16 protein-coding genes and 1 riboswitch are annotated in these 17,507 nt (G+C 40.2%); all 16 genes read left to right on the forward strand.

The genetic code is table 11. From position 1 onward, the window contains the following. The first annotated feature begins 2 nt into the window (after positions 1 to 2). Positions 3 to 3,152 carry an efflux RND transporter permease subunit gene (locus FR7_RS07350; RefSeq protein WP_007930899.1) on the forward strand — a complete coding sequence of 1,050 codons (3,150 nt, stop codon included), beginning with the start codon at positions 3 to 5 and terminating at the stop codon, positions 3,150 to 3,152. A 181-nt stretch (positions 3,153 to 3,333) separates the two neighbouring features. Continuing rightward, positions 3,334 to 3,444, forward strand: a riboswitch (TPP riboswitch). Positions 3,445 to 3,680: 236 nt separating this feature from the next. Beyond that, positions 3,681 to 4,490, forward strand: a complete 810-nt coding sequence (thiD, locus tag FR7_RS07355) for a bifunctional hydroxymethylpyrimidine kinase/phosphomethylpyrimidine kinase (protein ID WP_007930898.1) — start codon at positions 3,681 to 3,683, stop codon at positions 4,488 to 4,490. Further along, on the forward strand, positions 4,480 to 5,712 hold the full coding sequence (gene cytX / locus FR7_RS07360; RefSeq protein WP_007930896.1) for a putative hydroxymethylpyrimidine transporter CytX: 1,233 nt from the start codon (positions 4,480 to 4,482) through the stop codon (positions 5,710 to 5,712). Before thiD ends, cytX begins: the two co-directional genes overlap by 11 nt. After that, positions 5,676 to 6,488 (forward strand): hydroxyethylthiazole kinase, encoded by an 813-nt coding sequence (gene thiM, locus FR7_RS07365; RefSeq protein ID WP_007930894.1) that lies wholly within the window; start codon positions 5,676 to 5,678, stop codon positions 6,486 to 6,488. The genes cytX and thiM overlap by 37 nt, the downstream gene beginning before the upstream one ends. Next, on the forward strand, positions 6,481 to 7,110 hold the full coding sequence (gene thiE / locus FR7_RS07370) for a thiamine phosphate synthase (protein WP_007930892.1): 630 nt from the start codon (positions 6,481 to 6,483) through the stop codon (positions 7,108 to 7,110). Before thiM ends, thiE begins: the two co-directional genes overlap by 8 nt. 173 nt (positions 7,111 to 7,283) lie before the next feature. Then, positions 7,284 to 7,721: a peptide-methionine (R)-S-oxide reductase MsrB gene (gene msrB, locus FR7_RS07375; protein WP_007930888.1), complete on the forward strand. Its 438-nt coding sequence runs from the start codon at positions 7,284 to 7,286 to the stop codon at positions 7,719 to 7,721. A 13-nt stretch (positions 7,722 to 7,734) separates the two neighbouring features. Next, positions 7,735 to 8,421, forward strand: a complete 687-nt coding sequence (gene sfsA, locus FR7_RS07380; protein WP_007930887.1) for a DNA/RNA nuclease SfsA — start codon at positions 7,735 to 7,737, stop codon at positions 8,419 to 8,421. Positions 8,422 to 8,606: 185 nt separating this feature from the next. After that, positions 8,607 to 9,503, forward strand: coding sequence for a radical SAM protein (locus tag FR7_RS07385; RefSeq protein WP_007930886.1), 897 nt, complete (start codon positions 8,607 to 8,609; stop codon positions 9,501 to 9,503). 55 nt (positions 9,504 to 9,558) lie between these two features. Further along, positions 9,559 to 10,932 carry a lipase family protein gene (locus tag FR7_RS07390; RefSeq protein ID WP_007930885.1) on the forward strand — a complete coding sequence of 458 codons (1,374 nt, stop codon included), beginning with the start codon at positions 9,559 to 9,561 and terminating at the stop codon, positions 10,930 to 10,932. 209 nt (positions 10,933 to 11,141) lie between these two features. Beyond that, a complete protein-coding gene (gene pepF / locus FR7_RS07395) occupies positions 11,142 to 13,028 on the forward strand; it encodes an oligoendopeptidase F (protein WP_007930884.1) in 1,887 nt (628 codons plus the stop codon). Between the two features lie 255 nt (positions 13,029 to 13,283). Beyond that, complete coding sequence (locus FR7_RS07400; RefSeq protein ID WP_007930883.1) at positions 13,284 to 14,228, forward strand: sugar-binding transcriptional regulator; 945 nt, start codon at positions 13,284 to 13,286, stop codon at positions 14,226 to 14,228. Between the two features lie 130 nt (positions 14,229 to 14,358). Further along, entirely contained in the window at positions 14,359 to 14,529 is a 171-nt protein-coding gene (locus FR7_RS23795; RefSeq protein WP_007930882.1) for a hypothetical protein, read from the forward strand. Between the two features lie 74 nt (positions 14,530 to 14,603). Next, a complete protein-coding gene (gene srlD, locus FR7_RS07405; RefSeq protein WP_007930881.1) occupies positions 14,604 to 15,377 on the forward strand; it encodes a sorbitol-6-phosphate dehydrogenase in 774 nt (257 codons plus the stop codon). A gap of 100 nt (positions 15,378 to 15,477) precedes the next feature. Further along, positions 15,478 to 15,897: a transcriptional regulator GutM gene (locus FR7_RS07410; protein ID WP_007930879.1), complete on the forward strand. Its 420-nt coding sequence runs from the start codon at positions 15,478 to 15,480 to the stop codon at positions 15,895 to 15,897. Between the two features lie 34 nt (positions 15,898 to 15,931). Continuing rightward, complete coding sequence (gene srlA, locus FR7_RS07415) at positions 15,932 to 16,501, forward strand: PTS glucitol/sorbitol transporter subunit IIC (protein WP_007930878.1); 570 nt, start codon at positions 15,932 to 15,934, stop codon at positions 16,499 to 16,501. Between the two features lie 16 nt (positions 16,502 to 16,517). Then, a complete protein-coding gene (gene srlE / locus FR7_RS07420; RefSeq protein ID WP_007930876.1) occupies positions 16,518 to 17,507 on the forward strand; it encodes a PTS glucitol/sorbitol transporter subunit IIB in 990 nt (329 codons plus the stop codon).

Raw genomic sequence — 17,507 nt, forward strand, 5'->3', positions numbered from 1 at the left:
TGGTGGCTAAGTTTTTTATTGAACGTCCCATTTTTGCGATTGTATTATCGATCGTTATTACATTAGTTGGTTTAATCTCAGCATTCAATCTGCCGATAGCCCAATATCCGCAGATTACGCCGCCGCAAGTTAGTGTAAGTGGTAATTACACTGGAGCAAATGCTGAAGTTGTAGAACAGACAATGGCCCAATTGATTGAACTGCAAGTCAATGGGACAGAAGATATGGTTTCCATGCAGTCAACAAGTTCTGACTCCGGTTCGTACTCTTTGACGGCAAAGTTTGATTTAAGTAAAAACGCTGATATGGCAACAGTGCAAACTCAAAATCGGGTTGCACAAGCCAATGCGTCACTGCCTGCTGAGGTTACTGCAACAGGTATTACGACTCGTAAGGTTTCTCCCGATAATTCTCTGATCTTTTCCTTATGGTCTCCAAAGGGAAGCTATGATAGTACGTTTCTAAAGAACTATGGTAGTATCTACCTTATCGAAGAGCTGAAGAGAATCAAGGGCGTAGGGAATATTATGGAATATGGTGCTGATTATGGGATGAGGATCTGGCTGCAGCCAGATAAAATGGCGCAGTTAGGACTCACGGGGAGTGATATTTCTAGTGCGATTACTACCCAAAATGTGCAGGCTCCGGCAGGAACCATTGGCCAAAGACCTTCTGCTTCCCAGCAGGAATTTCAATATACAGCCCGGGTACAAGGTCGTTTGACTGAGCCTGAAGAATTTGAAAATATTATTGTCAGCTCTAAAGATAACAATTTCATTCGCATAAAAGATGTCGCCAAGGTTGAGATGGGCTCTAAGGAGTATGGCTTCCAGAGTTTCCTGAATGGTCATCAATCGGTAGCCTTTGCGGTTCAGCTTACTACCGATGCAAATGCATTAGACACCATTACGAAAGTACAGGAAGCCTTAGAGGTAGCATCAAAGAAATTTCCATCAGATGTTGCTTATTATTCCATCGTTGATAATACCAAGTATGTGCGTGAATCCATGAAAGAGGTTGCCAAAACCTTTGCAGAAGCTCTGGTACTAGTGCTTTTAGTCGTATTTTTATTTTTGCAAAGCTGGCGTGCTACTCTTATTCCAATGCTTGCTATTCCCGTTTCTTTGATTGGGACCTTTGCTGCATTTATGGTGATGGGCTTTTCTATCAATACGCTGACTCTTTTTGCCATGGTATTGGCCATTGGGTTGGTAGTTGATGATGCGATTATTGTAATTGAAGCAGTCGAATATCATATGCGCTATACGGGCCTTAGCCCAAAAGAAGCAACGAAATTGGCCATGAGTGAAGTGTCGGGTCCTGTTGTTGCCATTGCTTTTGTGCTGGCATCTGTGTTTATTCCTGTAGCCTTTTTTGGCGGAACTACAGGTGTTTTATACAAACAGTTTGCTTTGACCATTGCGGTATCCATGGCATTGTCTGCCATTGTGGCGTTGTCTTTGACACCAGCTCTTTGCGCATTAGTGTTAAAACCTCATGATCCCAATGCCCACTCAGGCATGCTGGAAAAGTTTTTTAACAAATTCAATGATGCATTTGAGGCAACCGTAGAAAAGTATGGCAGTGGTTTAGGAAAGCTGATTAAACGATCTGCTTTAGGTATTGTTTTCTTGGTAGTGCTATTACTTGTAACTGGCAAGCTATTTCAACTGGTGCCATCTTCCTTTGTTCCTAGTGAAGACCAAGGATTCTTTATTACCAGTGTAAGCTTGCCAGAGGCGGCAAGTGCGAATCGTACTGCTACTGTAGCGAATAAAATAGCCGATGATATGCGTGCTCAGCAAGGCGTATCGGATGCCATTGTTATTCAAGGCTATGATATTTTAGCTGGTGCTGCCAAAGCCAACTCTGCAATTATTTTTACAAAACTTGCAGATTGGGATGAACGAAAGGCACCTGGTTTAGGCGTTCAAGATCAAGTTATGAAAACCTTAGCGAATAGTGCTCATGTTCCTGAGGCGAAGGTTACTTCCTTTAATGCTCCTTCATTGCCCGGTATTGGTACCGTAGGCGGCTTTACCATGATGATCCAAGATAAAGGTGGTAATACCATTGAGGAAATGGATCGGATATCCAAAGAATTTATGGCCGCTGCTCGTACACGACCGGAAATTGGTATGATTTATTCTACTTTTGGCATTGATACTCCTGGGTATCGCTTTGAAGTAGACCGGGAGAAGGCAGAGCAGTTAGGTATCCCGGTAAATGATGTGTTTACTGCTTTGCAGACCTTTCTTGGCGGCGTGCAGGTCAATGATTTTAACCGTTTTGGTCGATCCTATAAAGTCGTTATGCAGGCGGAACAAAAATTCCGTAATGATGTAGACGGTACTCGTTTCTTCTTCGTCCGTAGCTCTTCTGGCGCTATGGTGCCACTTAATACTTTATTAAAACCGCAAGTGATTACTGCTCCTTCTTCCATTAAACGCTTTAATGGCTATAGAGCCATTCAGGTGGGGGGAAATCCAGCGGCTGGTTATAGTTCTGGGCAGGCCTTAACGGCATTGGAAGAAGTGGCAGCACAAACATTGCCTAAAGATTTTGGTTATGAGTGGACCGATCAGAGCCGTGAAGAAAAAGTATCAGCTGGTCGTGCTCCTTATGTTTTTGGTTTTGCGCTGCTGTTTGTATTCTTATGTTTGGCAGCTCTTTACGAAAGCTTTGGTATTCCTTTTGCAGTTTTGCTCTCAGTCCCTACAGGTATCTTTGGAGCAATTTTCTTCCAATATGCTCGTAATTTGCAAAATGATGTGTACATGCAAATTGGGATGGTTATGCTCATTGGATTGGCGGCTAAGAATGCAATTCTAATTGTAGAATATGCCAAAGTTAGGGTTGATAAGGGAATGGATCCTGTTGCAGCCGCTATTGAGGCCGCTAAATTACGGTTACGTCCTATCATAATGACGTCATTGGCTTTCATTATTGGATGTTTGCCTCTTGTAGTTGCTACAGGTGCTGGTGCTGGTGCAAGAAATTCTATGGGAACGGCAGTTGTTGGCGGCATGCTGGCAGCAACCATCCTGGGGATATTCTTGATCCCTGTACTATTTGTCCTGATTGAGCAGGGCGTAGGTTCCATTAAAAAATTTAAGAAGCATAAAAAAGAGATTGATGTTGATGTTTCTTAATGTAGACGATCTTTAGTCGTCGGATAAACCCGCTTTTTATAAGCGGGTTTATTTTCTTTTAGTTGGCAGACCTGCGATTTAGGTGAATCTTTGGCGGCAGCTTTGCAAAGGATAAGCCAATTGTAAAATACTTTGGTTGAAAAGAGTAGTAAGATATGTTACGATGATCCTGAAAAGAATATTTCACGTCAAGGGGAGCTGGATGAGCCGGCTGAGAGATAGATCTGAAATCTATGACCCTTTTTAACCTGATCTGGGTAATGCCAGCGGAGGGATGAGCGATAGAGTCTTTGTATATGCTAAAGCGCATCCTTATGGATGTGCTTTTTTATATATTCGCAGCTTAAATTTAAAAAGAAATGTTGAGAGGAAAAACAAATGAAAAAGGAACCGCAGAGGCGCAGAGAGCACAGAGAAAGATGGCGGAATAGAGATTTATACTCCCTCTCAGCGTTCTCTGCGCCTCTGCGGTTCAATCATTTTTATAATTTAAGTACAATTTTGTGATTTCAATAAGGGGGAATTTATATGAAGAAGGTACTAACGATAGCTGGTTCTGATTCAAGTGGCGGGGCTGGGATTCAAGCCGATCTGAAGGCTTTTTCGGCACATGGAGTATTTGGCATGAGTGTGATTACAGCAGTGACAGCACAAAATACCCAAGGAGTATTTGCTGTACAGGATATTGATGTAGCTGTGATTGATAAACAGATTGAAGCTATTTTTGATGACATTACAGTAGATGCTGTGAAAATCGGCATGGTTTCCCGTACGGAAACGATTAAAGCCATAGCAAATGGTCTTAAAAAATATAATGCCCAGAACATTGTCGTAGATCCCGTAATGATATCGAAAAGCGGTTACTATTTGTTGCAGCCCGAGGCGGTAGAAGCATTGATCTCTTATCTGCTGCCCTTAGCATCAGTTGTAACGCCTAACATTCCCGAGGCAGAAGAAATTAGTGGACTAAAGATTCATAGCTTGAAGGATATGGAAGAAGCTGCTAAATTCATTCATCAATTAGGACCAAAGTATGTACTGCTAAAAGGCGGACATCGGGAAGATGATGCTACCGATATTTTATTTGATGGAGAAAGCTATCAGCATTTGAGTACACCTCGAATTGCTACACAAAATACCCATGGCACAGGCTGCACCTTGTCGGCTGCAATTGCTGCCAATTTGGCTAGGGGGTATTCTGCGCAAGAAGCAGTTTCTAAGGGGAAGGAATATATTCACACGGCGATTGAACACTCTTTTGCCATTGGTAAAGGTGTTGGTCCTGTTCATCATTTTTATAATTTATATAAAGGCGCAGGTATGTTAAATGACGAATGAAACAAATAATACATTAGGTTTTAAGCACTTTTTATTTTTATGGTTTGGTGCGGCAGTATCCATTGCTGAAATTTTAACAGGAGGGTTATTAGCTCCTCTTGGGTTTCAAAGCGGAGTAATGGCCATTGTGATTGGTCATGTGGTTGGTGTGATTATTTTGGTGCTGGGCGGTATTATTGGTACCCAGGAACGGATACCAGCTATCGTCTCTACCCGTATTTCTTTTGGCGTATATGGATCTTATTTATTTTCTGTGTTAAATGTGCTGCAGCTTGTAGGGTGGACAGCAGTTATGATTATTGCGGCAGCCCGGTCAGCTAATGAAATCAGCAAAATGCTGTGGGGAATGGATCAGCTTTCTCTTTGGAGCATGGGGATTGGCGGCTTAGTTCTTCTGTGGATCGCTCTTGGCAGAGAGGACGGCTTAAAGAAAGTGAATATGGCAGCCGTATTTTTGTTGTTTGGCATTACGGTACTCTTAAGTAATGTAGTATTTAAAGATAGTACCGCTTTAAATGCACCGCCTATGGGAGGAATGTCTTTTGGTGAGGCATTAGAATTGAGTATTATTATGCCATTGTCCTGGTTGCCGCTGATTGCTGACTATACACGCTTTGCGAAAAGTAAAACAAGTGCAGCTTTGGGCAGCGGGCTAGGTTATTTTATTGGCAGCTGCTGGATGTATCTGATTGGCTTAGGCGCTGCTATTATTGCAGGCAATCCCGAACCTTCTGCTATGATGCTGGCAGCTAATTTAGGATTATCAGCTCTAGGCATTATTGTGCTGGCAACAGTAACAACTACTTTCTTAGATGCTTATTCTGCTGGGATTAGTTTTACTAATATTTTTCCGAAGCTGGATGAGAAACGAATTGCTTTATTTATGACGGTGATTGGCACGGGTATCGCTTTGTGGGTGAATATTGAGCAGTACGAAAATTTCCTCCTTGCCATTGGATCTGTTTTTGCTCCATTATTTGCGGTACTATTAACTGAGTATTTTATTATTAAAAACAGGCAATTGCGTCCAGACCTTCTTGTAAATTGGAGTGCTCTGGCAGTTTGGGCCTTAGGAGTTATTATGTATCATCAGTTTATTACCATGGAGTTTGTACTGGGAGCGACCATGCCGGTTCTACTCCTTACATCACTACTTTATAAAATCATTTGGGGGTATACAAAAGAATGGAAATCCTGCAAAAAATATCCGACAGCCTCATAACTGTAAAAACCAAAAAGCCTCTGGTACATCATATTACGAACTATGTGACAGTGAACGATTGTGCCAATATAACTCTGACCATTGGTGCTTCTCCTGTTATGGCAGATGATATAGGAGAAGTAGAAGAAATGGTTTCCTTTGCTTCGTCTTTGGTATTAAATATAGGAACTTTAAATTCGCGAAGTATTGAGTCCATGCTGGCGGTTGGCAAAAAGGCGAAAGAACGCGGCATTCCTATTGTTTTTGATCCCGTGGGAGTGGGAGCAACCAGTCTTCGAACTGCCACTGCCAAGCGAATCATAGAAGAAGTTGGGCCGTCGGTCATTCGCGGCAATATGTCGGAAATGAAGATTTTGGCTGGATTGGAGGTACAGATTAAGGGGGTTGATTCGACTGCTGATGAAGAGGATGGAAAAACAGTAGCCAAACTCCTTTCTAAAAAGCTTAACTGTGTAATTGCGATTACCGGAAAGCAGGATATCATTGCTCAGGGAGATCGAGTTTGCTTGATTGATAATGGTCATCCTATTTTATCTCAAGTTACAGGTACAGGATGTATGGCTACATCATTGGTTGCTTCTTTTTGTGGAGCAACGGAGGATTGGTTTGTGGGAGCGGCAGCAGGCATTATGATCATGGGCTTAGCCGGGGAATTGGCACAGCAGTCTTTGCAGGCAGGAGAAGGAATCGGCACGTTTCGGATGCGGCTGTTTGATGCCGTGTGGGCTATGACACCTGAGCTTATGAAGAAAGGCGGTGTCATTTCCAATGGATAAAAAAGCAGTTGATTACTCATTATATTTAGTAACAGATCGAGAGTTACTGGGGAATAAGGATTTAGCGGCAACAGTGGAAGAGGCTATTAAAGGAGGTACTACTTTAGTACAGATTCGTGAGAAGAATGTGTCTACTTTAGATTTTTTTGAGTTAGCCTTGGTGGTAAAACAGATTGCTGGAAAATATAATGTCCCTTTCATCATCAATGACCGGATTGATATTGCTTTAGCGATTGATGCTGACGGTGTACATATTGGACAAGAAGATATGCCTTTAGCAGTAGCACGAAAATTACTTGGTCCTACTAAAATAATTGGCGTATCTGCCTCTACTTTGGAAGAAGCTGTAAAAGCCCAGGATGGAGGGGCGGACTATTTAGGAGTCGGCGCCGTATTTCCTACCAGGACAAAAAGCGACGCTGATCATGTGAGTTTAGCAGCTTTGCGAAGAATAAAAGAGGGCGTCTCGGTGCCGGTTGTTGCTATTGGCGGCATTGATAAGGATACTATTCAGCGTGTGATAGAGGCTGGCGCCGATGGAGCAGCCGTTGTATCAGCGATTATTGCTTCTGCTGATCCTTATCAGGCAGCGTGTAACCTTCGCCATATTATAAAAAAATAAGAACATAACACGATAGTCCTGCAACAGTTTATTATAAAGACTTTGCGGGACTTTTTGTTAAAAAACAAGGGTTGTGTAGTTCCTGATAGTATGGTATAAAAGACATAGGTTAATCTCATTGAATAAGGGCAGGCTATAGGAAAGAAGCGCACTTGAAAAGAGGAGTGTTATGAATGAAAGATAAGGAAGGACTAAAGCGTACACTCACTAAAATTCAATATGAGGTAACACAAAATCAGGCAACAGAACCTGCTTTTCAAAATGAATTTTGGGATCATACCCAGGCTGGTATTTATGTGGATGTTGTATCGGGAGAACCTTTGTTTACTTCTTTAGATAAATTTGATTCTGGCTGTGGATGGCCTAGTTTTACCAAGCCTATTATGGAAGAGGTCATCAAGGAGAAACAGGATGTCAGTCATTTCATGATTCGTACAGAAGTGCGCAGTAAAACAGGGGATTCTCACTTAGGGCATGTATTTAATGATGGTCCTGCACCCCATAAATTACGCTATTGTATTAATTCGGCAGCACTGCGTTTTATCCCTAAAGAAGATTTAGAAAAAGCAGGATATGGACAGTTTGTTCCGTTGTTTAATAAGGAGAAATAAATGGCAGGTATTCATGAAATATAGTCATATCGTACAAGGTATTTTTATAAAGCGTGTCAATCGCTTTATTGCCCATGTATTAGTTGACGGAATCGAAGAAGTGGTTCATGTCAAAAATACAGGCAGATGTCGGGAACTTTTTATTGCTGGAAGGATCGTGATACTGGAGCGAGCCAAAAATCCAGAGCGAAAAACCAGATTTTCGATCATTGGCATCTACAAAGAGAATTGCTTGATTAATATTGATTCACAAGTACCCAATTCTGTTGTTTTTGAAGCATTGCTGGCTAACGGTATTTCGGAAATTACAAACACTACTATGGTGAAAAAAGAAGTAACCTATGGAAAGTCCAGATTTGATCTTTATTTTGAGTCAGCCGATTGCCGAGGATTTATTGAAGTGAAAGGTGTCACCTTAGAAGAAAATGGTCTGGTAATGTTTCCTGATGCTCCTACACTGCGAGGAACTAAACACGTGCTTGAAATGATGAAAGCAGTGGAGGAGGGGTATAAGGGGTACATTTTCTTCCTGGTCCAGATGAAAGGGGTAAAAAGTTTTAGCCCTAACAATAAAACGGATCCGGGTTTTGCCGCAGCCTTACGACTTGCTGCTCAAAAAGGCGTCATTCTGCTGGCATATGACTCCTTAGTCACTGAGGATGAAATCGTAATCGGGGATAGAGTGGAGATAGTATTGTAATGATATGTAAAAGTATAAGTTTTTTAAGGAGAACGTTTAACACAGAGTGCACAGAGATCCACAGAGATCCACAGAGGTGTACGCTGAGGGTATTATGTTTTTATTCTATCTATCTTTTCTCTGTGTTCTCTGCGCCTCTGCGGTTTCGATCCTGTTTTATATGTTTTTATTAGGGAGGGAAGTGTATGTATTTTGATACTGCCGGGGGTCCTGTGTTTCGTCCGCCCAGTGAAGCGGAAAGTTTTATTTTAAGAGTAACTATCGGGTGTTCTCATAATCGCTGTACCTATTGCAATATGTACAGAAGTGTTGATTTCCGCATGCGAACGATGGATGAAATTATGGCGCAAATTAACCATGCGGGACAATATAAGGATTTTATTCGCCGTATTTTCTTAGCAGATGGTAATGCTCTTGTTTTGCCGACGGAGACACTATTGGAGATTTTAAGAGTACTGAAAGAGCGTTTTCCAAAACTGCGCAGAGTATCCTGTTATGCAGGACCCAATGATATTTTGCGAAAAACACCAGAAGAACTGCAACACTTATCAAAAGCAGGATTAAAACTGGTGTATTATGGAATGGAGTCGGGTGATGACGAAGTACTGCGTCATGTAAATAAAGGGGTTACCGCACAACAATCTATTGAGGCAGGGCAGAAAGTAGTGGCTGCTGGCATCAAATTATCTTTAATGGTAATCATTGGCCTTGGAGGGAAGGCAGGTTCTAGGCAGCACGCCTATCATACTGCTCAGGCAGTAAATGCCATTCGTCCTACAATGCTGAGTGCTTTAACGTTGATGATGTACCGGGGAAGTGAGCTGCGAGCTGAATACGAACGTGGGGAATTTGAAATTCTATCGCCGCCGGAAATCATGGACGAATTGCATGAGCTGATTCATGCCATTGATCTACCTAGTGAATCTCATTGTTTGTTCCGCAGCAACCATATATCCAATTATGTGGCTTTAGCAGGTACGCTGCCGCAAGATAAAGAAAAATTGCTGTCTGACTGCAAAAAGGCGATCGAATATTTGTCGACTATGACAGAGTGGGACCCTTATAATAATGTTGAACAATAGACAATTGATGTGTAGTACTGCCATTGTTATCTAATAGGAAAGGAGGCTAGGAGTAGTGGGAGATGGTATTTTGAAAAAAATGATAAATTATATATGTTTAATCACTATGATACTGCTGCTTTCTCAGCCTGTCATTGGCAGTGCAGGAGCATTGGAAGATTATGAAGAGGCCAGGAGCCTATATTTAGCTGCTGTTGCCTGTACTGCTGCATATAGTGATCGAGAAGGAAATATTGCCAGGAGTGCTCTGGAACAAAATGGCTGGAAAGTACAGTCCTATAGAGAAAAAAGTGATCAGGCAGATGTTAGGTTCTTGGTTGCTAGAAAAATTCAGCAAGGAGATACAGTGCCTTCTTATTTGCTTTCTGTAGTGGGGACTGAAAATGTAAAAGACGTTAAAGTCGATTTGCGTGTGAGTAAGGTTTATTTTGCTGGGAAAACTCTTGAAGAATTCACCGCTAATTCCCTGCTCAAAGATATACCGGATTCCGCTCCAAAGGTGCATAAGGGCTTTAACCAATATGTTCAGACGGGATTCAGTAGAGAAATACTTGCAGAAGGTGCCAATTCTGAAAAATCATTGCTGGAAATGTTGCTAGGCGATAAGGATAAAAAAGTATATTTAGTAGGCCACAGTTTAGGCGGTGCTGGAGTTACCATTGGTGGAGCAAGGCTTCTTGATATGGGGGTAAAGCCGGAGCAGATTGAAGTGATTACCTTTGGTGCGCCAGCAGTAGGTAATAAAGCGTTTCGTGAGAAGTTTGAACCTGCTTTGCACCTTACGCGCGTTGTGACCACTGGCGATCCTGTAACTGGAGCATTGCAAAAACTAGTGGGGGGATATGAGCAGTTTGGTCGAGAAATTCGTTGGCAGACCCCAAGTAATCAAGATGCTGATCCACATCAAATTACTTTATATCTGGATTTGGCGATTAAGAATTATTACCAGAAAAGACAGCAGGCTGTAGCAGCGGGAGAATTGTCAATACCAAACGAGACAACATATACTCCTGGCAAGCCAAGAGTATATGTTGCACCCATCAAAAACCAATTGCCGGAAGAGCTGCGTGGAGAATTTTCTTATATGAAGGAAGCGCTGTATGATGAATATCGAAATACGTTGCCCGGATATGTATTAGACACAGGGGAAAAAAGTAATGATGTCTTTAAAAAAGCAATGGCTGCTGATTGTGATTGGGTGGTAGTATCTGAAATTCAGGGCCATACGGTTAAGAATGAGGAGAATACAAGTTATATTACGTTGGAGCAGCGTGTATATCAGGCAAAGAGTGGTGCTATTGTTACTGTGGCCAGTTACGGGAGCAGCACGCGGGATCTTACCTCTCTGGAAGCTCTTATTCATAATACCAAGAATATGAGTCAGAACAGGCAGGATTGGTTAGGGACGTTTGATAAAAATACAATTTAAGATATCGCTTAGTAAGAAAGTTACTCTTCTTTATAGGAGAGTAACTTTCTTTGTATTTAAGAGTTATTCAAATCGAAATAAACTAATTGAAATACGCAATAGAGGATAAAATTTTGTGAAATGAAAATATTAGAAGAGATATACAGGAAAAAACAGCAGAACTCATAATATATATATAGTAGTATTTTTCAGTGAAGGAGAATCGTTCAATGTCAAAACAGCCTCATTTAGTTCCTTTTGCTCTTAGCCTCATGTTGCTTTCGACATCCAGTGCTATGGCGGCAGGAGCGGAAACGTTTCAAATTCCCAGTCGCGAGGAAATTGCAGCTGAGTATAAATGGCATCTTGATGATTTGTATGCCAGCGATGAAGAGTGGCAGGCGGATTATGATAAGGTAAAAGAAATGCTGCCTAAAGTTGGTGAATATCAAGGAAAGCTGGACCGCTCAGGAAAGAACCTGTTAGCCTGCCTCACGCTTAGGGATGATATTTCCCAAATTACGGGGAAGCTATATCCTTTTGCTCGAATGCATCAAGATGAGAATACGGCGGATAATAAATACCAGGCATTAACTGGTAAAGCTCAATCCTTGAATATTGAAGTAAATGCTGCTACTGCCTTTATTGAGCCTGAGATAGTGGCGATACCAGCAGAGAAACTGAGAAAAATGCAAAGTAAGGAAAAGGGGCTGGAGGTTTACAGCTTCTATTTAAAAAGTTTGATACAGCAAAAAAAACACGTACTATCCCAGCGGGAAGAAGCATTATTATCTCGGGCAGGAGAAGTAGCTGCCACTCCGGCAACTATTTTTAATATTTTAACAAATGCGGAAGTAAAATTTCCTTCGATTCAGGATGAACGAGGGCAAGAGGTTCCATTAAGTGAAGGCCGCTATAATAATTATCTGCGTTCTCCCGATCGTCGTGTACGTCAGGATTCATTTGTCGGCATTCTAGGTGCTTATAGTCAATATCGTAACACTTTGGCGGCAACACTGAATGGGCACGTCAAGCAGCATGTGTTTTTTGCTCAGGCTCACAACTATCATTCATCCCAAGAAGCGGCTCTTATGCCAAATCATATTTCTGTAGAAGTATATGATAATCTTATTACTACAGTAAATCACAATCTGGCTCCTCTGCATCGTTATGTGTCACTTAAGAAGAAAGCGTTAGGTGTAGAGGACATACATATGTATGATTTATATGCGCCAATGGTAAAAGATGTGGAAATTCGGCTATCCTATTCGGAAGCTTTGGAGCTTGTTAGGAATGCCTTGTCTCCTCTTGGCAAGGAATATATAGAAAACTTTAACAAAGGAATTTCTTCTCATTGGATTGATGTGTATGAGAATCAAGGTAAACGTTCAGGTGCTTATTCTTGGGGGGTTTACGGCGTCCATCCTTTCGTATTTTTAAATTATAATGGACAATTTAGTGATGCATCCACCCTTGCCCATGAGATGGGGCATGCACTGCACAGCTTTTATAGTGCTGAGAAGCAGCCCTATCCTACAGCGGATTATGTTACTTTTACAGCCGAAACCGCCTCTACTACGAACGAGATATTGCTCATTGATTATATGCTGGCAAAAACAACGGATAAAAAAGAAAAAATGTATTTGCTGAATCAATACTTAGAAAATATTCGCACTACCTTATACCGGCAGACGATGTTCGCTGAATTTGAAAAAGAGATTCATGATCGAAGTGAAAAGGGTGAGACATTGACTGCAGATCTTATGGAGGAGATCTATCATGATCTTAATGTAAAATACTTTGGTCCGGAAATGATTGTAGATAAAGAAATTGATATTGAGTGGGCTCGGATTCCACATTTTTATCGAAATTTTTATGTTTATCAATATGCCACAGGATATTCTGCTGCAACGGCCTTTGCTAAGCAGCTTCAAACCGAAGGCGAAGCTGCCCAAGAACGATATACGAACAATTTTCTAAAAGCAGGCGGTTCTGATACGCCAATCCGTATTTTAAAAAATGCTGGTGTTGATATGTCCACCCCTCAGCCAATTGAAATTACGTTACAGAAGTTCAACAGGTTATTAGATGAATTAGAAGCTTTATTATCTGAATAATAGAAAGTGTTACTAAAGTTGAAGATATTATAGCTTTGAACAGATACCCTCTTAATAAATGCGAGTATAGATAAAATATACAACGCATTTACTAAGGGGGTTTTTAATTATAGATGGAAAATTATTTATTTAAGGTATTGTAATTTTTCAAATAATATATTAATATATAAACATGGAACGAAAGTTATATACTATCACAAATGTGACAGTGTGCAAAAAAATCAATAAACCATATAAGGTTAGAAAGGTATACTAATGCTTAAGGTAGATAGACGGTTACTTGTGAAAGTTTCCCAGATGTATTACATAGAGAATATGAATCAAAATGAAATAGCTAGTAAGTTTGGTATCAATAGAACTACTGTAAGCAAGTATCTGAAAAAAGCAATGTTAGCAGGAATTGTGCAAATTTCTGTTGTAAATGATTTGTATGAAAGTTTGGAAACCGCATTGGAAAAAAAGTTTGGATTAAAAGAAGTATATATTGTGCCTTCAAGCTCAGACCCTGGTGAGGTAAAAAATAATCTTGGAAAAGCGGGAATCGGTTACTTAAAGCGAATCATAAATGATGGTGATATCGTAGGGTTTGCCTGGGGAACGACCATTGGTGCGTTATCGAATCTAGCTTCTGTAGAGAAGTGTGATATCGTTAATGCTGACATGGTTCCTCTAGTGGGGGGACCTGAAAATTTAGATAGCGAATACCATGTAAACACCATTGTATATAAAGTTGCAAATGCTTTTAAAGCCAAAAGTCATTATTTGTATGCACCTGCTATTACCGGAACGACAGAAACTAAATCAGCTATCATGCAAGATGCTAATTGTAGTAAAATCGTGAAGTTATGGGATGAAGTGAGTATTACAATATTAGGAATTGGTGCACCAATACGATCTTCCAACTTAGTCTGGTCTGGCTCTTTTGGCAAAGAATACAGCCGTATGCTGGAAGATGCGGGGGTAGTAGGCGACATTTGCTCAAGGTTTTATGATGTTGATGGCAATGTGGTGGATACGGTATTAAAGGATAGAACCATAGCGATTGATTTGGAAAAGTTAAGGAATGTAAAATATTCCATAGGAATTGCGTCCTCGCCGGAAAAGGTGCCTGCTATATATGGAGCTATGAAGGGGAAATTTATAAATGTGTTAATTTCTGATGAAAAAACTGCTAAATTACTAATTGATTTTGCTGGCTAAGATGAAAGATAGCTTAGTTTTAAATGATTATGTAAGGGCCATGGGCTAAGCATAATGCTGCTCATGGTTTTTATATACCATTTTTACAAGATGCAGGGTATCAAAAATGTGGTTTAGGAGGATCTTCTATATGGCTAAAGAGATAAAAGCAGTTCTGCAACCAGGGGATAAGATATATACATTATTTGAATATAATGAAGTAGTAATCAGAGGGAATAAAGAAAGCTTTATCATACGAATAGAAAAAGTAGAAGAAAGCAAAAGAAATATGTATCGTCAATATGTAAGAGCCATGGGCTAAGCATTGATTGCTTATCTCATGGCCTTTTTGTATATGAAACAATATAAAAAAAACATTTCAGGAGGTAGTTAGCTATGGTAAAGGTTGCACTTGTCGTTGGTGGAGGAAGAAGTTTAGGAGAATATTTAAGTAAGCATATGGCGAAGGAAGGATATGAGGTAGCTGTTGCAGACTTGATATATGAAAATGCACAAAAGGTTTCAGATGATATCAATGCTAGCGGTGGTAAAGCAATTGCAGTAGGGGTGAATGCTTGTAGTGAAGATGAAGTAAAAGCAATGGTACAAAAGGTTGTAAAGGAATTAGGAAGAGTGGACTTATTAATATACAATGCAGGAATAGCCAAAAGCTGCAAGATTACTGAATTCGAATTACGAGAATTTAATCGAATTGTAGATGTTAATTTAAATGGATATTTTCTTTGTGCTAGAGAAGTAGCGAAAGTAATGATAGATAGAAATATTAAAGGAGCTATTATTGAAATAAATTCTAAATCGGGTAAAACGGGAAGTAAATTTAACAGTGGCTACTCAGCGGCAAAGTTTGCAGCTGTTGGTTTAACGCAAAGTTTAGCTTTAGATCTAGCGGATGATAATATAAGAGTCAATGCAATGATGCTTGGCAATCTTCTGGATTCAGATTTATTTGAAAGCTTGCTGCCCCAATATGCAGTTAAATTAGGAATACCAGAATCACGAGTAAAGCAAACATATATAGATAAGGTGCCATTAAAGAGAGGATGCACTTTTGAAGATGTTGCAAATGTAGTTGCTTTTTATGCGTCAGAAAAAGCAAATTATTTAACAGGGCAATCTGTAAATATAACTGGTGGACAAGTAATGCACTGAGAGGATGTGTCAAAAAAACAAGTTAATTAGTAGTTAAAATAGCTGAACAGTAAGATAATAGTTAATGAAAGTAGGACTTGAGATTAAAGGGGGAAACTATATGCTGTGGTTTGTTCTTCTTGCTGCAGGGATGTGGATACTTCAAGGAGTACTTGGTTTTTGGCAATTGAGACATTTTAATCAGCGATTTAAATTATTGAGAAAAGAAGGCAGAGTCGTTATTGGCAAGTCTAAAGGCCGTGTTACCGCTGGGGTTGTGCTGATGTTTTGTCTTGATCAAGATTGCAATATTATCAGGGGCGAAAAAATGGAAGGGTTTTCAATTTTTGCTAGATTGAAGCCTTTTAATTGCTTCAATCATTTAAATTTATTAGCCCTTGAAGAAGGTAAATGTTACGGATTAGATAAATCAGCGAGCAAGGCAGTAATGAACGCTATTGAAAATTATAAGGCGTTTATTAATATAGCGAAATCTGGTATGGAGGTGGCTGGAACAGAAAATACAAGAATCACTGTGTAATGGCATTAAAAAAAATATTGAGAGAAGGTATCGTATGGACATTTTCATTGTGTTGGCCAAAGGGTTTATCGGCATGTTTAATGAAGGTGGCAAGGTTTTTGTAAGTATGATAACTGGAATAATACCTACGTTAGTTATGTTGCTTGTAGCCATGAATGCTCTAATTCGATTTGTCGGGCAAGAGAAAGTTGAAAAGCTCGCTCATTTGTGTGGTGGCAATCCTATATCTAGATATCTTATTTTACCAGTAATAGGAACTTTTTTCTTTTGTAATCCAATGACTTTATCGTTAGGAAAGTTCTTGCCTGAAAAATATAAGCCCAGTTATTATGCTGCATCTTCTTTTTCTTGTCATAGTATGAATGGTTTATTTCCACATATAAATCCTGGAGAATTATTTGTTTTTCTTGGAATTGCGGCTGGGATAACTCAATTGGGTTTATCAACGGTTGATTTAGCAGTAAGATACTTTCTTGTTGGAGTTGTGACCAATTTCTTTAGAGGATGGATTACTGATTTTATTACCGCATATGTTGAAAAACAACAAGGCGTCAAGTTAAAAGCTGAAGTGAGTACTGTACAGTCGACTGGCTTCACGATTTAGGAAGGGGGGATTGGAAATGGCGAATTATAAATCAGTTATTATAACGGCAGGACGAGGCGGCTTTGGTGGACCATTAGTGATTCAGCCTAATGATACCAAGAATAAGATTGTCAATATTACCGGTGGTGTCATTTCATCTGTTGCAGAAAAGATAGCTGAAATGACAGGCTGCGCAGTGGTAGATGGATTTAAAATGAAAGTGCCTGATCCTGAAATTGCTTGTGTAGTCATCGATTGTGGAGGAACTTTACGATGTGGAATATATCCTCAAAAAAGGATTCCAACAATTAACTTGATGCCGTCTGGCCCCAGTGGACCTTTGGCAGAACATATTACGGCAGATATTTATGTATCTGATGTCAAAGAAGTAAATATAAATTTTAGCGATGGAACTATCCAGAATGCGATTTCTGAAGATAGTAGTGCTAAAAAGTCTAAGTATGATACCCAGAAGAAAATCAGCGAACAGACTACTGCTGGTGTTATGGCCAAAGTCGGAAAGGCTATGGGTGGTATAACTGCTACATTTTATCAAGCCGGCCGGGATGCTATCAATACTGTCTTAAAAACTATATTGCCTTTTATGGCGTTTGTATGCATGTTAATTGGTGTTGTACTAAGTACGGGCATTGGTGATACTTTTGCTAAAGTACTAATACCGTTAGCTGGAACCATCCAAGGGTTGGTTTTGCTGTCTGCAATATGTTCTTTTCCTTTCTTATCTCCATTTCTAGGGCCGGGTGCTGTAATTGCTCAAGTAATTGGGGTGCTGATTGGCGTTGAGATCGGTAAAGGCACGATTCCACCTCAATTGGCGCTGCCGGCGCTTTTTGCAATCAATTCCCAGGCCGCTTGCGATTTTATTCCAGTCGGTTTAGGATTGGCTGAAGCGGAAGCCGAAACAGTAGAAGTAGGTGTACCTTCTGTATTGTATTCGCGCTTTATTACTGGACCTACGACAGTATTGGTTGCCTGGGCTGCTAGCTTTGGTCTCTACGCAAAATAA

Source organism: Pelosinus fermentans DSM 17108, from assembly GCF_000271485.2.
GTDB classification, from domain to species: Bacteria; Bacillota; Negativicutes; order DSM-13327; family DSM-13327; genus Pelosinus; species Pelosinus fermentans.